The 22,331-nt window shown below is 63.5% G+C and carries 23 protein-coding genes; 14 read left to right on the plus strand and 9 right to left on the minus strand.

What is annotated here, in order from left to right:
• Nucleotides 1-13 precede the first annotated feature (13 nt).
• Together ACOGXE_RS07035 and ACOGXE_RS07040 are read right to left on the minus strand one after the other, a co-directional pair.
• Entirely contained in the window at nt 14-979 is a 966-nt protein-coding gene (locus ACOGXE_RS07035; protein WP_419933233.1) for a glycine betaine ABC transporter substrate-binding protein, read from the minus strand.
• A gap of 31 nt (nt 980-1,010) precedes the next feature.
• Nucleotides 1,011-2,837, minus strand: a complete 1,827-nt coding sequence (locus ACOGXE_RS07040) for a BCCT family transporter (protein WP_419933234.1) — start codon at nt 2,835-2,837, stop codon at nt 1,011-1,013.
• Between the two features lie 188 nt (nt 2,838-3,025).
• Between ACOGXE_RS07040 and proX the strand changes: the two genes are divergently transcribed.
• The 4 genes from proX (at nt 3,026) to ACOGXE_RS07060 (ending at nt 9,052) form a co-directional block, all read left to right on the plus strand.
• A complete protein-coding gene (gene proX, locus ACOGXE_RS07045) occupies nt 3,026-5,131 on the plus strand; it encodes a glycine betaine/L-proline ABC transporter substrate-binding protein ProX (RefSeq protein WP_419933235.1) in 2,106 nt (701 codons plus the stop codon).
• 407 nt (nt 5,132-5,538) lie between these two features.
• Complete coding sequence (locus ACOGXE_RS07050) at nt 5,539-6,618, plus strand: restriction endonuclease (RefSeq protein WP_419933236.1); 1,080 nt, start codon at nt 5,539-5,541, stop codon at nt 6,616-6,618.
• 40 nt (nt 6,619-6,658) lie between these two features.
• Nucleotides 6,659-7,195: a hypothetical protein gene (locus ACOGXE_RS07055; RefSeq protein WP_419933237.1), complete on the plus strand. Its 537-nt coding sequence runs from the start codon at nt 6,659-6,661 to the stop codon at nt 7,193-7,195.
• A 456-nt stretch (nt 7,196-7,651) separates the two neighbouring features.
• The gene (locus ACOGXE_RS07060; protein WP_419933238.1) at nt 7,652-9,052 is read left to right on the plus strand and encodes a hypothetical protein; all 1,401 of its coding nucleotides are present in this window, start codon (nt 7,652-7,654) and stop codon (nt 9,050-9,052) included.
• A 123-nt stretch (nt 9,053-9,175) separates the two neighbouring features.
• Here ACOGXE_RS07060 and ACOGXE_RS07065 read toward each other — a convergent pair whose 3' ends face one another.
• Nucleotides 9,176-10,141 (minus strand): hypothetical protein, encoded by a 966-nt coding sequence (locus tag ACOGXE_RS07065; protein ID WP_419933239.1) that lies wholly within the window; start codon nt 10,139-10,141, stop codon nt 9,176-9,178.
• Complete coding sequence (locus tag ACOGXE_RS07070) at nt 10,138-10,794, minus strand: RNA polymerase sigma factor (RefSeq protein ID WP_419933240.1); 657 nt, start codon at nt 10,792-10,794, stop codon at nt 10,138-10,140. The genes ACOGXE_RS07065 and ACOGXE_RS07070 overlap by 4 nt, the downstream gene beginning before the upstream one ends.
• Before the next feature lie 65 nt (nt 10,795-10,859).
• Between ACOGXE_RS07070 and ACOGXE_RS07075 the strand changes: the two genes are divergently transcribed.
• Nucleotides 10,860-10,991: a hypothetical protein gene (locus ACOGXE_RS07075; RefSeq protein ID WP_419933241.1), complete on the plus strand. Its 132-nt coding sequence runs from the start codon at nt 10,860-10,862 to the stop codon at nt 10,989-10,991.
• 434 nt (nt 10,992-11,425) lie between these two features.
• On the opposite strand, the gene ACOGXE_RS07080 is transcribed toward ACOGXE_RS07075, so the two are convergent.
• Together ACOGXE_RS07080 and ACOGXE_RS07085 are read right to left on the minus strand one after the other, a co-directional pair.
• Complete coding sequence (locus ACOGXE_RS07080; RefSeq protein WP_419933242.1) at nt 11,426-11,671, minus strand: hypothetical protein; 246 nt, start codon at nt 11,669-11,671, stop codon at nt 11,426-11,428.
• A gap of 115 nt (nt 11,672-11,786) precedes the next feature.
• Complete coding sequence (locus tag ACOGXE_RS07085; RefSeq protein ID WP_419933243.1) at nt 11,787-12,134, minus strand: hypothetical protein; 348 nt, start codon at nt 12,132-12,134, stop codon at nt 11,787-11,789.
• Nucleotides 12,135-12,386: 252 nt separating this feature from the next.
• On the opposite strand from ACOGXE_RS07085, the gene ACOGXE_RS07090 reads away from it, so the two are divergent.
• Entirely contained in the window at nt 12,387-12,845 is a 459-nt protein-coding gene (locus ACOGXE_RS07090; protein WP_419933244.1) for a hypothetical protein, read from the plus strand.
• The gene (locus ACOGXE_RS07095; protein ID WP_419933245.1) at nt 12,800-13,384 is read left to right on the plus strand and encodes a DUF4389 domain-containing protein; all 585 of its coding nucleotides are present in this window, start codon (nt 12,800-12,802) and stop codon (nt 13,382-13,384) included. Before ACOGXE_RS07090 ends, ACOGXE_RS07095 begins: the two co-directional genes overlap by 46 nt.
• A gap of 471 nt (nt 13,385-13,855) precedes the next feature.
• Here the strand turns inward: ACOGXE_RS07095 and ACOGXE_RS07100 are convergent, their stop codons facing one another.
• Nucleotides 13,856-14,710: a hypothetical protein gene (locus ACOGXE_RS07100; protein ID WP_419933246.1), complete on the minus strand. Its 855-nt coding sequence runs from the start codon at nt 14,708-14,710 to the stop codon at nt 13,856-13,858.
• 323 nt (nt 14,711-15,033) lie between these two features.
• Nucleotides 15,034-15,522 carry a hypothetical protein gene (locus ACOGXE_RS07105; protein ID WP_419933247.1) on the minus strand — a complete coding sequence of 163 codons (489 nt, stop codon included), beginning with the start codon at nt 15,520-15,522 and terminating at the stop codon, nt 15,034-15,036.
• Between the two features lie 724 nt (nt 15,523-16,246).
• Here ACOGXE_RS07105 and ACOGXE_RS07110 point away from each other — a divergent pair.
• The 5 genes from ACOGXE_RS07110 to ACOGXE_RS07130 all read left to right on the plus strand — a co-directional run bounded on the left by ACOGXE_RS07110 (nt 16,247) and on the right by ACOGXE_RS07130 (nt 20,149).
• Nucleotides 16,247-17,179 carry a hypothetical protein gene (locus tag ACOGXE_RS07110; RefSeq protein WP_419933248.1) on the plus strand — a complete coding sequence of 311 codons (933 nt, stop codon included), beginning with the start codon at nt 16,247-16,249 and terminating at the stop codon, nt 17,177-17,179.
• Between the two features lie 67 nt (nt 17,180-17,246).
• Nucleotides 17,247-18,128, plus strand: coding sequence for a type IV toxin-antitoxin system AbiEi family antitoxin (locus tag ACOGXE_RS07115; RefSeq protein ID WP_419933249.1), 882 nt, complete (start codon nt 17,247-17,249; stop codon nt 18,126-18,128).
• A gap of 57 nt (nt 18,129-18,185) precedes the next feature.
• The gene (locus ACOGXE_RS07120; protein WP_419933250.1) at nt 18,186-19,043 is read left to right on the plus strand and encodes a protein phosphatase 2C domain-containing protein; all 858 of its coding nucleotides are present in this window, start codon (nt 18,186-18,188) and stop codon (nt 19,041-19,043) included.
• Complete coding sequence (locus ACOGXE_RS07125) at nt 19,027-19,269, plus strand: hypothetical protein (protein WP_419933251.1); 243 nt, start codon at nt 19,027-19,029, stop codon at nt 19,267-19,269. Before ACOGXE_RS07120 ends, ACOGXE_RS07125 begins: the two co-directional genes overlap by 17 nt.
• A 484-nt stretch (nt 19,270-19,753) precedes the next feature.
• Entirely contained in the window at nt 19,754-20,149 is a 396-nt protein-coding gene (locus ACOGXE_RS07130; RefSeq protein WP_419933252.1) for a hypothetical protein, read from the plus strand.
• Nucleotides 20,150-20,789: 640 nt separating this feature from the next.
• Here the strand turns inward: ACOGXE_RS07130 and ACOGXE_RS07135 are convergent.
• The gene (locus ACOGXE_RS07135; protein ID WP_419933253.1) at nt 20,790-21,155 is read right to left on the minus strand and encodes a hypothetical protein; all 366 of its coding nucleotides are present in this window, start codon (nt 21,153-21,155) and stop codon (nt 20,790-20,792) included.
• A gap of 442 nt (nt 21,156-21,597) precedes the next feature.
• On the opposite strand from ACOGXE_RS07135, the gene ACOGXE_RS07140 reads away from it, so the two are divergent.
• Together ACOGXE_RS07140 and ACOGXE_RS07145 are read left to right on the plus strand one after the other, a co-directional pair.
• Nucleotides 21,598-22,065, plus strand: coding sequence for a hypothetical protein (locus ACOGXE_RS07140; RefSeq protein WP_419933254.1), 468 nt, complete (start codon nt 21,598-21,600; stop codon nt 22,063-22,065).
• On the plus strand, nt 22,062-22,190 hold the full coding sequence (locus ACOGXE_RS07145; RefSeq protein WP_419933255.1) for a hypothetical protein: 129 nt from the start codon (nt 22,062-22,064) through the stop codon (nt 22,188-22,190). Before ACOGXE_RS07140 ends, ACOGXE_RS07145 begins: the two co-directional genes overlap by 4 nt.
• The last annotated feature ends 141 nt before the right edge of the window (nt 22,191-22,331 follow it).

Consider the following 22,331-nt stretch of genomic DNA (forward strand, 5'->3'; position numbering starts at 1 on the left):
GCCAGAATGGTCCCTACGAGGCTGCCCGTGCGTTTTCGAGCCAGCCGTTGACCTTGGCCCGGTTCTCCTCGATCCACTGCGATGCGTCTGCTCGGATGTGCTCCTGGGTGTAGCCGCCGGCTGCCATCCGCTCGTTCTGTGTCGCTATCCACGCCAGATCAAGCTTGACCTGTTCAAGCAGGCTGCGGATGTCTGGGTGGCTGTCGAGGAAATCGGCATTGGCTACGGCCCGAATGTCGTTCACCTGGAACGCCGAGTCCAGCCACACCACGTTCTCGCCGGGGGTGAGGACGGTGTAGGTCCAGTTCGGCGTCCAGCCGTAGAACAGCACCGGCTGGCCCGCGTCGACGCGCGCCCGTACCTCGCCGATGAGGTCGTTGTAGTTGGCTGAATCCTGCTGGACGTTGGCGCCCCACTCGCTGTCGGCGATGTGGCCGTCGATGATCTGGGCACAACCCCAGTCGGCGTTGCATCCGTACAGGTCGGCAGTGCCGTCGCCGTCGACGTCGAACTCGGCGGCAACCGACGGGTCGGACAGCTGACTCATCGACCTCAGCCCCAGTCGGTCAGCGGTGGCCTTATCGACCAGGTAGCCCTCCCGGCCGCCGCCGCCCACCTGGGTTCCGACCGGTTCGATCTCCCCCTCTGTCGACAGCCCTGCGGCGGTCTCGAAGTCGAGGAAGATGTCGTGGTTGGGGAACCAGCCGTTGGCCCACAGGTCGTATTGGCCCGTTCTCAGTGCGGGGTAGAAGTTGAGCGGTCCGAGTTCGTGCTCAGAAGGATCGGTGACCTCGTAGCCCAGCTCTTCGATGAGCGAGGCGTAGATCTCTGCCTGCGCGTAGCCGCTGTCCCAGTTGGCGCGGGCCATCCGCACCGTGCCGTCTTCCTCCTCGCTGGTGAAGATCACCACGAGTGCGACGACGACCAAACCAACCAGGGCACCGACCAGGATCAGACTTCTGCGACGTTGCTTTGTCATTTCTCGTCTCCTCGCTGCTTTGTCGCGCCGGTCACTTCGTCGGTCCGTGCTGAAGGCGGTCTTTGACCGTGGCAATCAATCCGCTGTGCTGTGATCGGAAGATCTGCTCGTCGTAGTGGCTCTCAAGCAGGTCGAGCTCTTCGTCGAACGCCTTCTTGCAGCTCCAGCACATGATCAGCAGGATCAGCGCGAACGGCAGTCCGATCGAAACCGCCGCTGTCTGCAGTGCGCTCAGCCCGCCGCCGATCAGCAGCGCTATTGCCACGGCGCCTTCCATGCATGCCCAAAAGACCCGCTGGGGCTTGGGCGAGTCCAGCTTGCCGCCGGAGGTGAGATGGTCGACGACCAGCGAGCCCGAGTCGGACGATGTCACGAAGAACGACACCAGCAACAGCACGCCGACGAACGAGACGATGCCGGTGAGCGGGAACGACTCCAGCATGTCGAACAGGGCGGTGGCGACGTTGTCGTTCACCGCGGTGGCCACGTCGCGAATCCCGTTCTGCTGAAGGTGGATGGCAGAGCCTCCGAAGACCGCCATCCACAGGAAGCACAGGATCGACGGCAGGACGATCACGCCCAGCAGCAGCTCGCGCACCGAGCGGCCCTTGGAGATGCGGGCGATGAACATCCCGACGAAGGGCGACCACGAGATCCACCATCCCCAGTAGAAGATGGTCCACCATGCCTGCCATTGCGTCTCGGAGAAGGCTGCATTCCAGAACGCGAATTCCGGCAAGACCTGGATGTAGTTGCCCACACTCTGTGTGAACAACGACAAGATGAACAGCGTCGGGCCGACCAGCAGTACGAAGACCAAGAACGCGCCAGCCAGCCAGATGTTCAGCTCGCTGAGCCGCTTCACGCCGGCATCGAGCCCGGCAACCACCGAGATGGTCGCCAAGAACGTGATGCCGACGATCAGCAGCACCTGGAACCACTGCTCGTCAGGAAGCCCGAACAGCTTGTTCAAGCCCGCTGAGGCTTGGCTCGCACCGAAGCCGAGCGACGTGGCCAGCCCGAACAGCGTGGCCATGACCGTCAGGATGTCGATGACGTTGCCCCAGGTGCCGTAGATCTTCTTGCCCAGAATCGGGAAGAAGATCGAGCGGAACGTCAGCGGCAGACCTCGGTTGTAGGCAAAGAAGCCCAACGCCAACGCGACCAGCCCGTAGAGCGCCCAGCCGTGGACCCCCCAGTGGAGATAGGTGGTCGCGAGCGCCGCCTGTCCCGCCGTCCCGCTTCCGGCCTCGACGCCTTCGAAGAACGGGGACGGCGACATGAAATGGAAGATCGGCTCGGCAACCCCCCAGAACATCAGCCCGATGCCCAAGCCCGCCGACAGCAACATCGCGTACCACGAAACCGTGGAGAACTCCGGCAACGCGAATGGGCCGCCCAGCTTGATCTTCCCGTACCTGCTGAATGCGAAATAGATCGCCACGATCAGGAAGATGTTGAAGTCGAGGATGTAGAACCAGCCGAGCTTCTCGTTGATGAAGTCGAGAATCGAGCTGAATACGTCCTGAGTGCCGTCGACGAAGATCGAAAGCAGGATGAAGGCCAGCAATATCCCCGACGACCAGAACGTCACCTGCGGATGGATGTCGAATCCGGCACGCACGATGTTGCGGTCGCCCGGCTCCCGGTCAGCCACCTCCGGGTAGAAATCGATATCCGGATCGATCTGCAGACCCTGCAGCGGCTGGCGGTTGTGAATCGCCTCGTCGCGCCGACGCTCTTCCTCTTCCTCCCAGTCGTGCAACGCGAGCGTCGCCTCGGTCAGGTTGACGTCCGTGTCATCAGGACTTCGGTGAATGCGCGGGTCGACAGCCGCGTTTTCTTGGTCTTCGTCCATAGCGAACCCCCCGAGTCGCTCTCCCCGGGAATGGACGTGCGCTCTCAGGCGACACACCGCCCGGTCCTCGTAGACCCTAGTCGGCGAGCGCTGTCTGTGTGATATGTCGTCAACATGATCGGCATGTATCAAGTTGCTACATATTGCAATTAATCTGCCTCACATCAACTTGGGACTAACGTGGGTTGATGCCTGCCGGGCAACCGCGGGCGCGTCGCACCACCCGCAGCCGACGCATCGCCGCAATGCTGACAGCACTAACGGTGCTGCTCATGCCCATCTCTGTTGTGTCGGCGCAGGAATCGTCAGCGAAACCCCTGGTGCGCATGGCCCGAGCCACCTGGGACACAGGCTGGTTCCAAGCGGAGGTCTATCGGCTGCTGCTCTTGCAGCTGGGCTATCGGGTCGAAGGCCCGGTGACGATGGAAAACGCGGAGTTCTACGAGGCGGTCGCCGCCGGGGAAGTGGACCTGTGGGCCAACGGCTGGTTCCCGCTGCACGATGTCTATGTCTCCCCCGACGCTGCGGTGGAAGTGGTCGGCACGGCAGTCGACGACGGAGCGCTGCAGGGCTACTTCGTCGACGCGAGCAGCGCCGCCGAACACGGCATCACGAATCTGGGCGACCTCGCGACCGCATCAGTGGCGGCAAAGTTCGACCGAGACGGCGACGGCAGGGCCGACCTGGTGGGCTGCAACGTGGGGTGGTCGTGTGCGCAGACGATCGACCACCACCTCGACGCGTACGGGCTGAACGACACCGTCGAGCACATCCAGGGCGACTACTCGCCGCTGATCGCCGAAACCATCGCCCGCCAGCGAGCCGGTGAGGCCGTGCTGTATTTCTCATGGACGCCGAACTGGGCTATGGGCGCGCTCGTGCCGGGAGTCGACGTGGTCTGGCTGCAAACGCCATTCCCGTCACTGCCCCAAGACCAAGCGGACTCGATCGACCGCACCTCGGTCGCAGGGATTCCCGGATGCGCCGAAGATCCTTGCCAGACCGGCTGGCCCCCGAACGACATTCGAGCGGTCGCCAACGCCGAATTCCTCGACACAAATCCGGCAGTTCGAACGCTGCTGGAACGGGTAGTCATCCCGCTGGAGGACATCTCCGCGCAGAACGCCCGCATGATCACCGAAGGCGGCGACCCCGCAGACATCCGCCGTCACGCCGAAGAATGGGTCCGAGCCAACTACGCGATGGTGCAGGAATGGGTCCGCGCTGCCGATCCCGACGCAGTCGCGCTGGCGCCGGACGGCGACGATGCGCCATCCGGCGGAACGCTCACCGTCGCGGCCCGCGCCCTTCCGCCGTTCGTCACCTACGAGAACGGCATCTACAGCGGCTTCGAAGTGGAGCTGATCAAGCTGCTCGCAGCCGATCTGGGCATGGAAACGGAGATCTACGCCGTCGACACGGTCGCCAAACAGATCGACGACATCAACCGTCGCGTCGCCGATGTCGGCCTCGGCGGCACAGCAGTTACGAGCCATCGCGAGCGCGACGTCGACTTCACCGTGCCGGTGCTCGACTCGGGGCTCAGCATCCTCACGACTGCCGAAGAATCCCGAGGCATCGGGACACGAATAGCCGCGTTCTTCAGGGCGGTCGCACAGTCAGACCTGCCTTGGCTGCTCGCCGTCTTCGCCCTGGCTGTGCTCATTGCCGCGCACCTGATCTGGCTGCTCGAACGCCGCCACAACCCCGACTTCGCCGAGCCGTACCGCCAAGGAATCTGGGACTCCTTCTACTGGTCAGTTGTCACCATGAGCACAGTCGGCTACGGCGACAAGGTGGCCCGCGGCACCCGAGGCCGAGTGCTCGCTCTGCTTTGGATCGCCATGGGCACGCTCGTATTCGCCAGCTTCACCGCTGCCATCGCATCCTCGCTGGCCGTGAACGAACTGCGATCAGAGATCTCAGGACCCGCGGATCTGCCGGGTCGACGGGTCGCCACCGTCAAGCACTCCGCCGGCGAGAGCTACCTGCCCACCATCGGCGTCGGCCCGATCCTCGTCGACGACATCGACGACGCCTACCAACTGCTCACAGAGGACGAAGTCGAGGCCGTGGTGTTCGATGCGCCCGTGCTGCAGTACCACGCCTCACACCTGGGCGGCGGAGATGTGGTGACGGTCGGGTCCGAATTTCGGCGAGTCCGCTACGGCCTAATGGTCAACGAAAACGACCCCGAGCTGCGCGAGCGCCTCAACCTCGCATTGCTCAAACTCATGGAAACCGGCATCTACGCACGACTGCACGACGGCTGGTTCGGAACAGACAAGTCATGACCCAACAGGACCGCCTGTCGCGTTTGCAGGCATCTGCGGACACGACCACGGACCACCTCGGGGAAGCGCAGATCGGTCCGCTGGCCGGCTGCACCCGCTCTTCACACACACACCGACGATCTCCCGGGGTTCGTCTGGATCGACAGCGACCCATAACGACCGCACCGGTCAGCACAAGAAGATCTGCTGGGGATCGAGAGTGGTGAACAGCTAGCCCTTAGCGGTTGGTCCAGAATCACAGCGACAGCTGGCGCGAGCCGTCGGTGAGTTGCTCAATCAACTTGGTTTCAGGGTGCTTTCGATCCGCTGACAAGATCGAAGACAGTCGCCATCCCGGCGTTGCGAAAGCCTCCCATTGGCTCGCGCCTATTGTTCCGGAGCGACCTCGGCCGGAGGGAATAGAGCGGATGTCAAGCGATGACAGGACCGAGCTGAGTACGGCCTGGCTGATCAGGGCCGGCAAGTCCGGGGAGCGCGAGGACTTCAATCTTGAGCATGGTTTAGCGAGCATGGGCTGGGGCCATATTCCCGATCTCCGGGGACTCTCAGGTCGTGACGAAGTCGAGCGCCTGATGCAGGCGGCCGCACCGAACGCACGCGAGAAGTCGATCTCAACATGGGCAAATCAACTGTGGACGCTGTTCGACCGAGTTCGAGTGGGCGATCTCGTCGTCCTGCCCCGTAAAGCGACGTCGCAGATCGCCTTAGGGGTCGTCACCCAAGAGTACTGCTACAACCACGATCCCGAACCGAACTGGCGCCACGCCGTCTCGGTTGACTGGCGGCGCACAGATGTCCCCCGCACAGCTGTCAAACAGGACTTGCTGTACTCGCTTGGCTCCGCGTTGACGATCTGCACCATCACACGCAACGACGGCAAGTGGCGGCTGCACCAACTCCTCAAGACCGGAGCTGATCCGGGCGCGAGGGCCAAGCCCGCATCCATCCGAGACACCGACACGGATGCTGTGGACATCGATTCAGATACGACCGACTCTGCTGAGTCCGCAATCGACCTCGAACGCATCGGCAAGGATCGCATCCAAAGTCACATTGCCGAAAATCTCGCGGGCCACGAGCTGTCGCGGCTCGTGGCCGAGATCCTGAGAGCCGAGGGCTTCACGGTGGACGCTGCTCCCCCGGGACCAGACGGCGGCATCGATGTGTTCGCCGGTCGAGGCCCGCTCGGACTCGATAGTCCGCGTCTGATTGTGCAAGTCAAGTCCAGCCCTGCGCCTGTGGATGTGAAGGTGGTACGCGAACTCAACGGTGTGCTCAGCAGTCAGGACGCGGACCAAGGCCTGCTGGTCGCGTGGGGCGGCGTCAACCAGCCCGCCCGCAGAGAAATGCGCAGCCAGTTCTTCCGCGTGCGTGTGTGGGATGCCGATGACTTGCTTGAGGCCGTGTTTAGGAACTACGACAAGCTCGACAAGGAACTCCAGGCCGAGCTTCCCCTCAAGCGGATGTGGACTCTGGTCGAGGACTGACAGCCGGCTCGCTCCTACTCTCCCGATACGGTCGCCCTCAATGCCGGAGCATCGGCTGAACGTCGAGGACTTTCGTCGCTGGGCGCTTGGCAACCTCGTAGACAACCGCAACCGCGGCTTGTTCGCCGAATGGATGGTCGGTATGGCGCTCGGAGTGATCGACGAAGCCGCTCGGCGCCAAGAATGGGACGCCTACGACCTGCTGTACCGGGAAAAGCGAATCGAAGTCAAAGCAGCCGGTCGCAGCCAAAGCTGGAACCCCGACCGCTCAGCAACCGTCAGATTCGGCATCGAACAGAAGACGACATCATGGTCAGCAGCGACCGACACTGTCACGCATCATGATCAACCCCGGCGATTCGCCGACATCTACGTGTTCTGCTTGCACGCAGAGGTACCTGCGAACGATGCGAATGCCGCGGATCCAAACTGCTGGCAATTCTGGGCCGTGCCTACCGAGGTCCTCAACCGGGTGCTCGGATCGCAGAAATCCGTGGGCATCAGCCGCCTCAACGAACTCGCCACGCCTGTGAGCTGGCACGAAATCCAAGCCACAGTGGACGAGCTGCTGCGCTAGCCACCGAGCACCGGCCGAGCCAACCCGACGGCTCGATCCTTCGCACGACCCAATAGGAACATCCGGCAGCACAGACACCCCGAGCCATGCCATGCACGGCTCGATGTTCTGGCCATTGAGATCAGGAGCAGGTGGCAGGTTGAGCCTCGCGTCCGAGCGTGGCTACTGCGAGAACAACCACGACGAATGGAAGCTCGATGTTCCACGCTGACACTCGCTAGGCACTGGCAGATCGGTTGTTGCTGGTCGAACGGATCGAGGAGCGCACAACCCAGGCCGAGATGACCCGCCCGGTGGCCGGGGGATGGTGACGACGTGGTGGCGCTGGGCGCCGCCGTCGGGCTCAATGCGGCTCGTTGTGAGCCAATGGCCCAAGCGGGTGTCGGCGGGTTAGTCCGCTTCCGGAATCACGACGCGAAGCGCTGCGGACTGCAGACCCGCACTAGCTTCGGCCCGATGGTCGATCAGCCAGAACGGTCCGACGAGGGCGCGGTTGAGTCAGAGAACGACGAGCCTGGGCGACTCAAGCGATTGGCTGGCAGTGCCCTCGCTGCGGGCAAGCAGGCAGCCGGCGCGTCAGCGGCCGGGATGCGGAAGGCACGCGAAGCGGTGACAGATCGGCCGATTTCGGATCGTGCGAAGTCTGCAGCGTCTACCGGAGCTGCCGCCGCTCAGACCATCGCCAGCGGGACCGCGAAGGCCAGCGCTGCCGGCGGGCGAGCCGCAGCAAAGGGTGCACGGTGGGCGTTCGACACGACCAGTGCGGCCACCGCGCACGTGTTCTCGTCGGCACAGGCGCTCATTGCAAGTGATCTGTCTTCGACCGTCAACGAGATAGTCGCTGGCGCCGTCAAGGGCGCACCGACCATCTACGACAAGGCAATGGACGCCGTCTACATCGAAACCCACATCGGGGGTGGCGCTCACCGGCTCTTCGACGGCGGGCACACGATCTCGGGAGCCTTCAAGGCGGCATCGGAAGCCTCGGCCGACGACACGCTGATCCAGGAGACGCTCGGAGCGATCCAGGGGCTGCTGCGAGACGTCTCCACGCCGCAGGGGCTGCCGCTGGCCACATGGGACAAACCCACCTACGACGCTGTGGCTGAGTCGCTGAAATCCAGCTTCGGCATCCCCAAGAGCTGGCTCAACGAACTGGTCACCTATGATGCCGCTGACCTCCTCGGCGGTTCGGTCGGCATCGTGTCAGTCATCTACGGCTGGAACCGGGCCGACACGGAGAAGTTCGCTCAGATGGCCTCATCGATGGCGCTCAGCGCAGCGCTCAGCACCAACCCGGTGCTCATGCCCATCGCCGTCGTCGCTCTGGGGCGTGCGTTCCACAAGTCGCGCGTGGCCGGCGATTATGGCGATCTTGCCGACGGGGCGTTCAAGGGAGCGCTCGTGTCGGGCACCAGCCTGGGCGCGATAGCGCTCGTTGGAGTCGCCGGCGGTCCCGCGGGTGTCGGGATGCTGGCTGGCATCTCGGCGGGGGTGCTTGCGCAGAAGGCCGCGAAGAACGTGGAACTCAACGACGTGTGCGAATTCGTCAAGGGTGGCGCGCAATCGTTGGTGGGCCAAATCGCCGCCCAGGGTGCTTCGCTCAGTGTTGACTCGGCCGAGTTCGCTGCGAAGGCGGGAGTCGCGATTGCTCAAGGAGCGGCCACAGCCGGCCGACAGGCGGTCCATGCCGGTGCTGCAGTCGCTGGACAAGCGGCCTCCGCAGGCATCGCAACGGGCAAGTCAGCAGCGGCGGCTGGACGGCGCATGAAGCAAGGCTTGGGGCCATCCAACGACCGGTCCGGCACCGCAGACTCATCATTGAGCCAAGAAGGCCCAGACAATCCACGCGGTTGAGCAACTTGGCGTGTCTTTTGGAACGAGCCAGCCGACATTTCTTTTCGCAGCGGCCGACCAGCAGAAACAAATCAGCCGATATCCCACTCGGGCACGTCGTCCTGCAGCCGATGACGTTGAGGCTCAGTTCGTGGGCGCCGTGATCGGCGGGGCGTCTCCGAAGTCACCCCACTCCGTGACAACTGTGAATGAGCCGGTGCCGTCGATCTCGGCGCTGTAGCTCACGCGGCGGATCAGGTCATCGCTGTCCACCCAGACGTCGAGCTGGGTGCGGTCCAGCTGTTCGGTCGGCTGTTGGCCCGTCACCATCATGAACATGCCGAGCGACATCAAGAAACCTGCCCCCGCACCTGCAGGCGTGGTGTGGGTTCGGTAGTGAGCCACAGCGATTCCATCGAGGATCTCGTCACCCACGTCAACGAAGTCGTAGAGATCCCCGAGATCGTCGATTGCGACGCCGAACGTCAGGTTCGACTGGATGGCCGAGCCCGGCTCGCCTGCGGACGAAGCGACCGGAATGGGACCCTCCCATGGTCCTTCGGCCACCGAGCGGTACGTCTGGCCGTCGACAATGACCTCGGCGTAGGAGTCCATCTGCGGGACGTTCACGTCCTCCGCAACGGGTCCAGGCGTCACTCGGTACGCGACACTCCCGTTCGCGAATGTCGCGTCGACGGTCAATACCCACGGTTCAGTGAAATCGTCGAAATCGAATACGACCGTCGTGGATGAAGTTGACGAGTCGCTCACCGCAATGGTGGCCTCGACGGCCTGGTGCACTGCGGCGGTTGCATCGCGGCCGGTGCCGGCGTCGTAGACGACGACGGTCGCAGCGGCGACAACTACGATCACTGCGGCTGCGGCTGCGGCGTTGATCCAATGTTGACGAGCAGGTGCGCTGAGCCGGCCCATCCTGCGCGACCGATGAACTCCCCGGCTCGGCAGATACGGATCACCGCCGTCCGCCAAGATCATTTCCAGCGACTTAGCTGGATCCGGATCCGTCGCCGGCGCCAGGGAATCGGCATTGACCGGATTGGCCCGGCGCAGCTCGTCGATGAGGTTGTCGTGTACATCAGTGCGGTTCATCGGGCCTTCCTTGCCGAGTCATCCGACCCCTGAGTGGGCTGGTGCGGTTCATCGTGTTCGACCGCTGCCTGTCCGCGACGACGCCGTTCTTTCACATTCGATTCGCCGGTCCCTCCGTCGTCAGCGTGTTCTCGTCGGTCAAGCCGCGCAGCTAGCCGCTTGCGAGCCCGGTGGACACGGATTGCCGAAGCGTTGGCCGAGATGCCGAGGACTACGCCGATCTCGGCGTGGCTGAGTTCTTCCCAGGCCACCAGCATGAGCACTTCGCGATCGGCCTCCGACAAGTCGCCGAGCGCCGACCTGAGCAGCGCCGCGCGGTCATCGGCGGGGGGCGCGATGACCTCGATGGTCTCGGGTGGACTCGCGATGCGCAGCCGATGCTGCGCCGCCTCGCGTCGACGGCTCGATCGTGCAGCATTGCGGATCACGTTGCGGGCCACACCGAACAACCACAGGCGTTCAGCGCCGTCGGGAACGTCGTCTCGCCGGCGCCACGCAGTCAGGAACGTGTCGGCGACCACCTCGTCGGCCGTCGTACGATCAACCCGGCGGCTGGCATAGGCCAGCAAGGGCCGGTAGGTCTCGGCATAGAGATCCCGGAACCAATCCTCGTCATGGGCAGCGATCATGCAGACAGCCATCATGGCTGTCATGTCCGCACCCGTTGGACCCTTTCACGACCAACTGCTCAGAGCTATCGCCGAGTTATGGCGGGGCGTTGGAACAAGCCCTCGCGGCAATGGACCGGATCGACCAGTTCCACAAGCACACCGTCGCACGCACCGTGACCGGCGACCGCAATTGCGTCGACAACATCGAAGACTTCACACTCGAACTGCTGCTGCTCTAAGCCTTCAGCACCTGCCGGCAGGTCAGCGCACCCGATAACTATCTGTGGGAGAACGCGACCGGCCTGCATAATCACCTCGGCTTCGAATATCGGCGTTGACGGCGCAACAGAGCCGCTCGTGGCCTACTGCCCTCGACTTCTGCCCGACACGGAACCGAGGGTGACTGTTCAGACACAGCGGCCCAACCCGCTTGGCAGACCTGAACCTGACGCATTGTTCGAGCATCTCGTACTCACCATCGCAGGCTGCTGCGGGCAAGCGCGTGGCGCTGCTTCGATGCGCGGCAGCGCGTGCCGAGCCGTGACCACCAAACGCCCCGCTCACCTCAATCAGTGTGGCGACTGGCTACGCAGCTGACGACATCAGGTTTCTGCAGCCGCGAGTGACCAGGCACTCGACGACGGTCCGAGTCCTCCTGGATATGTCCCGGCAGCTATCGCGCTAGCGACCAGCCTTGTCGGGGCTTGTGCTGGCGCACCTTGCCTTGCTCTTCGAGCCAGAACAGCACCCAAGACGTGATCCACTGTTTTCCTCGATTGGTCTCAGGGATGCCGACACGGCGACTGATCTCGGCACGCGAGATCGCCGGACGGCCGCTCCGGGCAGCTTCAGAGAGCACCATCAGGACAGCCTCGGCAATGTGTTCGACAGCGGCTTGAGCGTGCTGGCGCGCATCCATGCCCGAAGGGGCTAGGCAACCAGCCAGAGAGCGGCGGCGCTGCACACGCGCCATCTACAGCGATCTGCACCCAGGCACACACTGCGACGACGAGTGTCATGATCCAACCGAATCGTCAACAGAACGAACGGACATCGGACCACGTGCGCATGCTGGCGGGAGCCTTGTCCCACATGGCCGATGCTGCCTGTGCTCGTTCATCCACCATGCGCTTGAGTCGCTCAAGCTCGAAGCCCGGCCAGTCTGCCGTAAGGTCGCCGTACCTGCGCTGCATGCGCTGAATCTCATTGTCGAATACTCGCCAGTCGTAGAAGTGATCACAGAAGTCCAACTCCCACTCTCGGGCGGGTTCGTTGTCTGCGGGACTGCCGGCCCATCGCCAAACGCACGAGCCGGCCCAAACCAGAGGCACGAGGACCAGCACAAGCGCGATCGCCCTTCCGAGCGTCGTCGGCTCCTTCACGCCTTCGCCTCTCGCACTTTGCCACTTCGGCACGAATCACGAGCTTGATTTTGAGATCGCGAGGACCGTACTTCATCACGATGGCGGGAAGCTCCTTCACCCCGTGATGGCGCCCGCGAGGGATTCGCCATCGATGGTTCGGAAGCGAAGCAGGCCGTGCTCGCCGGAGCACGGATTCATGGGAGTGGAGCAGTCTTGGCGGCAGTAGCTCTGAAGCTCCCGAGCCAGCGCTGGCTCTAGCCTGCCCGCCCGATGAGCACCACCGACACCGCTGCCATCGAGCTAGCTGATGCCTTGGAAGCTGCTGAGACTCACATCGTGACCTCAGGAAGCAGCGAATCTCTCGATGCCTACCGCGACAGGCTGCGCAAGGTGTGCCGCGTCCGCGATGCGCGCGACGCCCAGTTCTTCTCGGTGCTCAGTCGAGCGCTGCTGTGGCGGGGCGCGAGTGCACACATCCACGCGCTTCAGGCGCACAACCGTGTCGAGTGCATCTGCCGACAATTGCGCGGCGATCAGGTCATGAGCGTCCGCAGACGACATGACCGCCGTCGCTCGTGCACATCCCGCGGACGACGACAGCTTTCCCCACTTGGCGCCGTGACGGGTTGTGTCCGAGCCGCATGTGTCACTGCCTCGTGTCAGGGCCGGAGTAATTTCGCCGCATGGACTACCCAGCCTCAGTTTCAGTCGACGCCCCGGATCGCGTAGCGAACTGGCGACCGCTCGTTCACTGGATCTTGCTGCTTCCGCACCAAGTGATCCAGATGGTCTTTGTCACTGCGGCTTGGCTGTTGTCGATCCTGACGTGGATCATCATCTTCATCACCGGCAAGCTGCCGGCGGGCATCGCGAACTTCCAAGTGATGTACGTCCGCCACTACCACCGGGTGCTCTCATACCTGCACATCATCCACGAGCAGTACCCCAAATTCGAGTTCTCTTCTGCGGCAGACGACCCGGGCGGCTCACCAGTCGCAGTCAACATCGCCGCGCAGCTGGAGAACCGCAATCGCCTGACATCGCTGTTCCGAGTGATCTACGGGCTGCCACAAATCGTGTTCGTGATCGTCTACTCCTATCTCGTCGTCGCAGTGGTGACGATCGCCTACGTCATCATCCTGTTCACCGGCCGCTGGCCCACACGCATGCGCAGCTTCGTGATCGGGTTCTACCGAGCCCACACGCGCTACCTGTCCTTCATCCACGCGCTGAACGACAAGTACCCGCCGTTAAGTGCAGCGGCATAGCGTCAGCCCGCGCAGAGCTTCGCGAGTCTCAGAGTCCGATAGCCGAGCACGAACTGGATTCGACTGGGCAGACCTTCCGCCACGCGCAGGTTCAAGAGGGAGACAAGTTCGAGGACGCACCTCTTGCACTGTTCACGAACGGCAACTACGTGTCGTGGACATAGAGGTTCGAAGCAGGGTGCCGGGTCGAGCCTCCTGAGCGAGCGTGGTGTTGGCGAGTACAGCCACGGCGACAGGAGGCTCGATGTCTCCCGTCGATGCTCGCTTGACGCCTACTAGGCGGCCTTTGCCGGCGAAGCGGACCGAAACCGACAGTTCTCAGTCCGAGGTGATCCGCCGGATTGGCCCTACCCGACGCGATATCGCCGCTGCCAATCTGAGAGCGTGACAGCGCCGGCCGACTTGTGCAGCTGGTTGCGTCGATCCCCAAGACGCAACGACCGTGCGACGGCAATGCGCAAGAGGTGACGTTCAGGTCGAGAGAGATGCTGCGAGCGCTTCTGGATGCCGATGCCAAAGCACTTTGCGCTCGTTGTCCACCCACGCAGCATCGGACGGTTCGAGCGGTGTCCGCGAAGATCGGTGCAGGCGAATCCACACGTCGCCGCGGCGGGCGTTCACGATGTCCGCCCATTCACCGGGGACGCTACCTAAGCCGATGTCGGGGTCGTCAGCGGCGAGACGGCGCAATGCGTCCGCGATGGACGACAGACGCCGCAATCCGGCCCGCATCTTCAAAACCTCGCTGATCTCGACGGCTTCTTCGGCGTTGAGGATCCCGCCGCCGTCCTCAGCGAACACCCATGCGATGCGTTCGTCCCACTGAGGCGCTGCGATGTCGTGCTGGGCAGTCTCGATGGCAGCGCGCGTCCCGGACGACATCCAGGTGCGCTCAGTCACCCTCGCAGCGAACAGCGGCACACGGTCACGGGGTTCGCCGAACACCGTGATGCCCAGCGGCATCGCCGTTCTCGCGCTCTCACGCGGGAACGACATCTGCCGCCCGATGACAAGCGGCACGCCCGCTGCTTCCAGCGCCGTCATGTGCGAGAAGCGGCGCGGCGCGGAACCGAACACTGCGTCGAGCGAGCATTCGTTGGCGTTCATCCAAGCGGGCGGAAACGGATGATGCGAGTGGTGTTCGGCGAGCGGCGCCTCGCAGTCGCGGCGCTGCCACAGGCCGCGCGCCAGTCGTGTGATGACGCCTTCAGCGGCGGCAGCACGAAGCGCACGCGACGCAGACGACGGCTCGATGCCCGCATGCGCGCAGAAGTCGTGCGTCTTGAACACGAACGGCATGCAGGCGAGCGCCTCTGCAGAGCCCATACAGGCAATATGCAGCACCGAGTGCAGAATTCCACTGGAACTTCAGCCGCGCGGCATCCGGCTTGCCGAAAGGGAGCTGCCCATCAGGGGACCACCGACACGCAGCGTCGTGACCCGATGCGCAGGCTGCAGCGATAAATCCAGTTATCCACGCTGAACGGCGCAGACAGGTCAGATACGCCGCCGCACCATGAGCGGCACCAGTTGCGCACGCTTGCACGCCACGTCGCGCCGACAGCCCTGGCGCACACCCGTCGCTGGGCGGGGCCTTGGCTGCCGACGCGACTTGGCTCTTGGGGCTCAGAAGCCGACAGTCTCAGGCACTAGCCGGATTCCCCGGCCGAACACGGGTGCTCCGCCCAATCGCCTCGCTTCTTTCGGCACCAAGAGAACCACGACCTGATGTGGCTTCTGTAGACCGGACGGGTGCCGGCCGACAGGTTGCCCTGTGTGAGCATCCTGTCGACTGCCAGCCAGTCCTGCCGTGCAGGGTCCAGACCGTTGCGACAGGCGTGATCCACCCACTTCTTCGCACCGCTGCGCATGCAGCGGCGTGTCGTGTAGCCGTGGTGACTCTCGCCGGGGAATTCCTGTAGTCGACGGCCCCAGTCAGACCAGCCGAGTGAAGCCGGTCGATTCGTCGGTTGCTTGGTGAACCGAGAACCCGAACTCGGATCGCTCGACGCAGCCCGCCGCACCTGAGGTGCCCGATTCATTAGCATGCTCAGTTTCAACCATTTCGCAATCTTCTTCATGACATTTCCTCCTCTTGTTTCTTCTTTCTGAATTGAAATTTCATTCTTCTTTTGCATTTTCACTCCTTAGGTGAATTTCTCTATATTGATGAGTCGAGGCGCGCCAAATGCTTGGCCCAGAACATTCAATCTGATTTGAAATCACAGTGTCAAAGAGCACTGTGTGTGCAGACGACGGCCCCAAGCACAGGCACCTGGCCGCAGCGACTCGACACCTATATAGCGGGCCGGGAGCCGAACCACAACCTGTTCGCGAAATCAAATGTCTAGCGAATTAGTCGGCCCGTGAAAGTGTCTAACGAATGTTCAACGGAATGTGCCGCATACACTGCCGGTCATGCCAGAACCGACAGTCTTGGACCCCGATCGTTGCGGAACTTGTGCGTGGTTCGATCCCTCAATGTTGGTCGAAGGCGAGAGTCTCCGAATCGACGAGCAGGGACGCGAACGCGTGAACCCGGGCAGCTTCAGCAGGACCGAGTACTTCGGCCGATGTCGCCGCTTTCCCCCAAGCATCCCGATAGAACCCGCTGGTCTCGGAAGCGGCGCATTCGACGACGAGGACGCTGCAATCAGGCCATATCTTGAGGTTCGCAATGCTGCATACCCCATCGTCCACCCGAACTGGGACTTCTGCGCAGAATGGAGAGGTGCTTCCTGACGTGTCGAGCACGACCTGGCCTCACCAATGGTTGTGGGTCGCCAAGCTGCTCCCTTAGGCACACGCAGACATGCTCGGAACGGACCTCGCGGCCAGTGATGCTCAGGCGCGGCGGACCGAATGGGCGCGTTCATGAGTAATGCTGCGCCCATCAGGCTTGACACGCCAGAAGGGGTCGAGCTGTTGGCCGCCCATGGCTCGCGGGTGGAGGTGTCCATCTCTGACGACTTGCGGGAACATTCCGATTGCCCCGAGATTCGGCTCGAATCCGTGTTCGCCGAGGCGAAGCCGTACCTTTCGCTGGCGTTCGTGCATCGTGTCGACCTCGATGCGCCTCACACGAGCGCAACACCGGCGAGCGTCGTCAAGTACTCGGCTCGGCGCCACTCGGCCATTGACGCCGAGTGCATCAAGCTCGGCACCGCGCAGTACTACCGGGACTACCCCGGCGATGCCACCGGCATCCGCGACCCGGACGAGGCGCGATATGTCGAATCGCTGCGAAGCAGCCTTGCCGAGTGGAACCCCGACGCGCTGGACAACGGCTGGTTGCGGCATGTGATCGACGGCTCAGTGGCCTACCAAGGCGACGGCAGCTGGTTCTTCTGTGCGTCGACGTGTCCGCGCACACAGCGCGAACGCGCCGCTCTGGAGAACGAGTTCGAAGCAGACTGCATGACCGACCTGGGCCATCCCGCCGGGTTCGCACAGGAGCTGGCCAGCGCGTTCGCGCAGATGGCCCCCGCACCCCCAGCCGCGCTCGGCGAGTGGCTCCATCGACTGCAGGAGCATGCGCTGCGCACGCAGACGAACTTCGAACGCGTCGTGCATGTCTGCCACGGGCCTGTCGTGTACACCAACGACCACGAAAGGCACATCAAGCACCTCCCGGTCCAGCACCGAGCAAGCGCGTTCGCGTTCGTCAAGCATCCCCGCTTCGCACGCCAACGCGAGTACCGCTTCACCGTCAGCACCATCGGCAAGCCCGCCCAAGACGAGCTGCTTGTACGCAACACCCAACCGCTCAAAGACCGCTCGACGATCGTTCCCTAGAGCAGCGCGCTTCGCGCCATCCCGATTCCTTGCTCTGGCCCATCTCAAGACGCCAGGGTGCCCATGCATGCCATCACTCGCTCTCGATGACGCTGAGCAAGAGCTCGCCGAACTGCCCAAGACATTCTTCTCCACCGAAGCAGCGGCGGAACGGCTCGGGATGGGCGTGGATCAAGCGCGCCGCCTGCTCACTGAGATGGAAACCGAGTCGCTGACGCTGCGGGTGTGCCGCGACGGCTGGGTCATGACCTGGGGCTACCACGGCAGGGAACGAACCGCTCCAACTCTCGTTGCCTACCTGGACGACATGATGCGGCATCTCAAGGTCGGGTATTACGTCAGCTACGCAGCGGCGGCGGAGATGCAAGGTGCGGCCCCTTGCCAGGTGTCGGGGAATCGCGTGAACGTCGGGGTCGACGGCGACATGGCCATGGACGCGCTGGAGCTTCACCCCATCTACGGACCACGCGACGCGGCGACCCGGTTCCATCCGGTTGATCCTGAGCACGATCGGCCTGTGGCGATCATGGGAAGGCTGTGCGAGCCGACAACGGCCGGCGGAGGTGTCCCGAGGACCGAGCAGCGCATCGTGCGCGTCGCGGCAGCTGAGACGATTCTGCTGGACATCATGGAATCACCTGAGCGATGCGACGGCTTCCACCATGTCGTCGAAATTGCCTTGGAGATGCTGTGCGAACGGCTGCTGCGCCCCAAGACGCTCGCCGCAGCAGCGAGCAGCTATCCGCCGCACGTCCCGCAACGCACAGGTTCGATTCTGCAACAGCTCCGGGGCCGCGACCGCTGGATCAGCCTGCGGCCGCTCTGGCGCCATGTCCGCAGCATCCGCGCCCGGCACGCGGTGGCGATGCACGACGGCTACCCCGAGTGGAGCGGAATACCGGACCGCTGGGGCGTCGTCTACTCCAGCCAGCTCGACCCCGACTACTGAACGCCCAGAATCCAAATCCTTGCCTTGGCGCGGGTCGGGACGCCAGGCTGCGCCGACATGGACACAGCGACACGGCGTGCCGACATCGAAGGGCGGTACCTGTCGGCTCGCCCGGTGAGCGTGGCGTGGCGTTCGGAGACGGGTCCACGCGACGAGAACCAGGACCATGCGTTGTGCCGTCTGCAAGCTGACGGCTCGTGGCTCATCGCGGTGGCGGACGGCCTGGGCGGCCACCCGCGCGCCCGTGCGGCGGCCCGCGGCGCCATCAGAGCACTGCCGATGCGCATCGCGGGGACAGACGGGATGCATGCAGCGTTCAGGGCTGCTCACAAGACCGTCGCGAGGCTCGCGCCGCGTCACTCGCGGTTCGCGATGCGCGACATTCGATCGTGCCCGGCGAGCAAGCTCAGCGTCGTGGCGTGGACGCCGCAGGACGGCTTGGCGGTGGGGATCGCCGGGGACTGCAGAGTGGTGGTGCTGTGGCGTGACGACATGGGCTGGCACGGCAGGCCGGTCGGGAGTGCCCATCGCAGCGCCGGGGACTACGGCAATGTGACGAGATTTCTGGGCGCGCCGCGGGTCTGGCCGAGGTCTGCGAACGACCGCAGCGACCCCATGGATGTCTTCTGCGACGAGGACATCGATACGCCCGAGAACCTCACGGCGTTCGCCGCCGTGGTCGTCTCGGACGGAGCGTGGGAGGCGCTCATCCGACCGGCGCTTGAGGTAGCCGCACCGGCGTCCGGTGTCATAGCAGACGCCGTCGCGTCGCTCATGCACTCCGGCACCACCGGTGCCTATGAGATCGCTGAGCGGATCATGTGGGCAGCACGCGGCTTCGGGCTCGACGACAACGCGACGGTCGCAGTTGCCGCAGTCATCCCCACAACACCCTCCGATGCTGACGCTGCCTGACGAACCCAGCCTCGACGCCGCGCGATGCTCCGAAGAGCGCTTATGCAGCGAACCGAAGCTTGTCTCTGCGCTCGACGAACTCGACGCCCGCCTTTCAGAACGAGGCATCCGCCTGCGGATCTATGCGCACGGCAGCATGACAGTCACAGTGGCGCATCGCGAAGGCGACACTGAGGCGAGTATTGAATTTCTTGATGCGGAACGGGCATCGGCGTCGCTGCATTGATCGCCGAGAGGCGTTTCAGGATCGAGCACGACGCACTTCCGGGCGCCTTTACCGGTGAGAATGCTCCTTGATACCGCGCAATTGCTAGGCGATCTTGTGCGTCCGGCTCGTTTCGTCAGCTAGGCCAGAAAACAGCGTTGGAATCAGGCAACGAGAGAATCAACCAGGATGCTCGCTCAGTGGTTCGCTCGATGCCTCCTCACATGTACGCACAACAGGCCAACGAACGGATCAAGCAGCCCAATCAGCAAGAGCCTGCACCGGCCCCGAAGCCACACACCGCTGAGAAGCCTGATACTGCTGAGTGACCCGCATCGCTGGGCTGCGGCCCCGCAGCCCACGACGGTTCTTCGGAGCACAACGGTTCCGCTGCGCTTGCCCTCGCCCTCTACGTGCTGACAAGCACGACATCGGCTGCTCCTGCCCTTGGGCGACACAATCACGAGAAGAGCGCCTTCGGTTGTGGCTGACCAGCGTGATCTCGATGGGTGCCATCGAAGTCAGCGAAGCGGACGGATCGCCCCAGCAGAGGCCGTTGCGCAACGTTGAACACCAAGGCGTCGTCGATGAGCTGCTTGAGGAGATTCTCAACGAGCAGATCGACGCCCCGGTCAAGAATGACCCCGCCTATACACGTATTGAACGCTTCCAACGCAGCACGCAACGCGAAGCAGTCAGAGTCGCGCTGAGACTGCGGTCCCCTACGTACCGCCACCTCTGTGCGCAACTCGGGTTGCTGTCATTGGAGTGGCTAGTGCGCATTCGTCGCGGTTTAATCTGGTCGGCGCCCTTCCTCGGCACCGCCTATATCACTCATGAGTTCGCCACGGGTTGCGGTCCCCAGACCCAACCGCCACTGTCAGACGCCCCCATCCAGTGAAGTGTTGGACATGAAGCCTGCGACAATTCACCTCGTGGCTTGCCGCGTGGTTGAGTGTCCTCTGGAACAAGCTTCTTGAGGACGATGCCGTCGTAAGGGCCAGCATGGCGTCCGGGGCGACCCTCTCACGCAAGTTCAGTCGCTTCATGACGGGATGCCGAAGCCAGGGCTCGTTCCGCCCGAGATCAGCTAGATACGTCGCCGATCTTGCGCACCTCGTCTGACTAGAAGTCAGGTCCCATCGTGTTCTCAGGGTGATTCAGAGTGCCGATGCGGCATCGCGCGCCCGACGCATCACTGGTGATGTTCGAGCCAATCACCTGATAGGCGCGCTTCATCCGCTTGTGCTCGACGACCTCGCCGAGGTCAGCGAAGTAAGGCTGTGCCGCGACAGACCGATACGTCGGGGTTTCTGCTGGCCCGCGCATCGAACCATCTGTCGGCCGGTTATGAAGACATCGAGTGCTAGCTGCAGCGTGCCGGGTCGCTTGTCCCGTGCGAGTGTCCTGTTTGCGCGAATGCGTTACGGAGAGTCTGGGTTCGGTTGTCAAATGAGACGGCGATCGACAGCCGGGCGCCATTAGGAGCGACGCTATGAGCCGATCATGAAGCTGCCATGGCTACGGCGGCGTCCAATGGCTCAGGCCGGGGGTTCGGACATCTCGACGAGGGATATCAAGTAGAGCAACGACGTTGTCACCGTGGAGATGTTGTCGGCGTCGCTGCACAGCTCCTGTAGCGCCGCGTGCACTGCCGTGCAATCGTCTGCCGAGCCGGCGTCTGCGGCAATGAAGCGCTCCATAAACTCCTCATGGAAGAGAGTCGTCGCTCGGGGTCCGAGAGAGCAAAGGGCTAGTTGGGCTTGCATCCATGGCATCAACGCCGCGGCCTCTCGGTGAGGATTGGGCTGACTCAGGTTGAAAGCAGCGGCCGCGTGGTAGCCACTGATGGCGCCAGAGATGAACTTGTCGTAGACACTGCGGTCGCTGTACTTCAGCGTCAGCACAACGAGTGCGGCGACTGGATTAAGGAACATCGGCCACGGCGGGAATGACTTACGCAGTTACCGATGGCGTGGTGCCTAACAAGTAGTTCGGCGATGGCAGTTGTCGCTGTGATGGTGGACGTGTGACGGCAACAGTTCGAGCGATGCGTTCGGGGCGGTCGGGGATGCTCAGCCGTCGTTTCGCGGGCGCTCATCGTCGTCAGGTCGCGGCTTGTCGGGCTGTGTGGCGGTTGCAATAGGTCCGCCGTAACGCACGCCCCACAAGGTGACAAACCGGGTTGACCCCTCCGGCTACGGTCTTCGAAGTCACGAACGCCATGTGATCCGCAGGCGCGGTCGCAACCCCACATAGCTGAGGGTCCCCCATTCGTGGGGTCCCTCCGGTGCGACTGCGTTGGCGTTCGTGACAGACGACAGCCGTCTACCGGAGGGACCCAGCCACATGAATAACGGGACCGATCAGAATACTCCACCCCCGCAATCGGCCCGACCCGCCGCGCGGACTTGGCCTAACGTCGTCACCGCCCTCGCGGCGCTGGCGCTCGTCGCCATCGCCATCGTCGGGTGGCTCACCATCCGTCAAGACCTAACGAACCTGCAAGACGCCATAGGCGAGCCGGTGACCGTCGCCAACCCGGTCGACGAGGTAGAGATCAAGAACATCGTCCAGACCGCAGCGCCCCGCGACGCCCTGCTGTACGGGTCGTGCTACGCCAACGACGACGGCAGCTACGACATCAGCGTGGTCGCGTTCAGTGGCGGCATCGAGCAGGCCGTCGCCGTCGGCACCTACGCCGATGCCAACGCCGCGGCGCTGCTGGCGCAGGATATCAACGCCTACTACGGCGGATCGCTGGACTTCGGCGACTCCTCGGCCGACTGTCACGACCTCGACGGATGGGGGCCATGACCGGCATTGCTGCGCTGACACTCGCCTCAGCGTTGCTGCTGGCCCCGTTCGGCTGCATCTTCGACGACTACTGCGACCACTACGACGACTGGGCCGAAGCCGACCGCGACCGGCGAGCCCTATAAGCCCGCTACGGCGACCGGACCGCTGACTGGCCCCCCGGCGAGCTGCACGCGCTGCGCGACGCCATCGACCGGCGCGCTGTAGCAGCGAACCGCATGTGGGCCGCAGCGCCCGCAGGAGCGGACTGGGACAGTGTGCGCCGA

Origin of the sequence: Candidatus Poriferisodalis sp. (assembly GCF_965208555.1) — a bacterium.
GTDB lineage: Bacteria > Actinomycetota > Acidimicrobiia > Acidimicrobiales > Poriferisodalaceae > Poriferisodalis.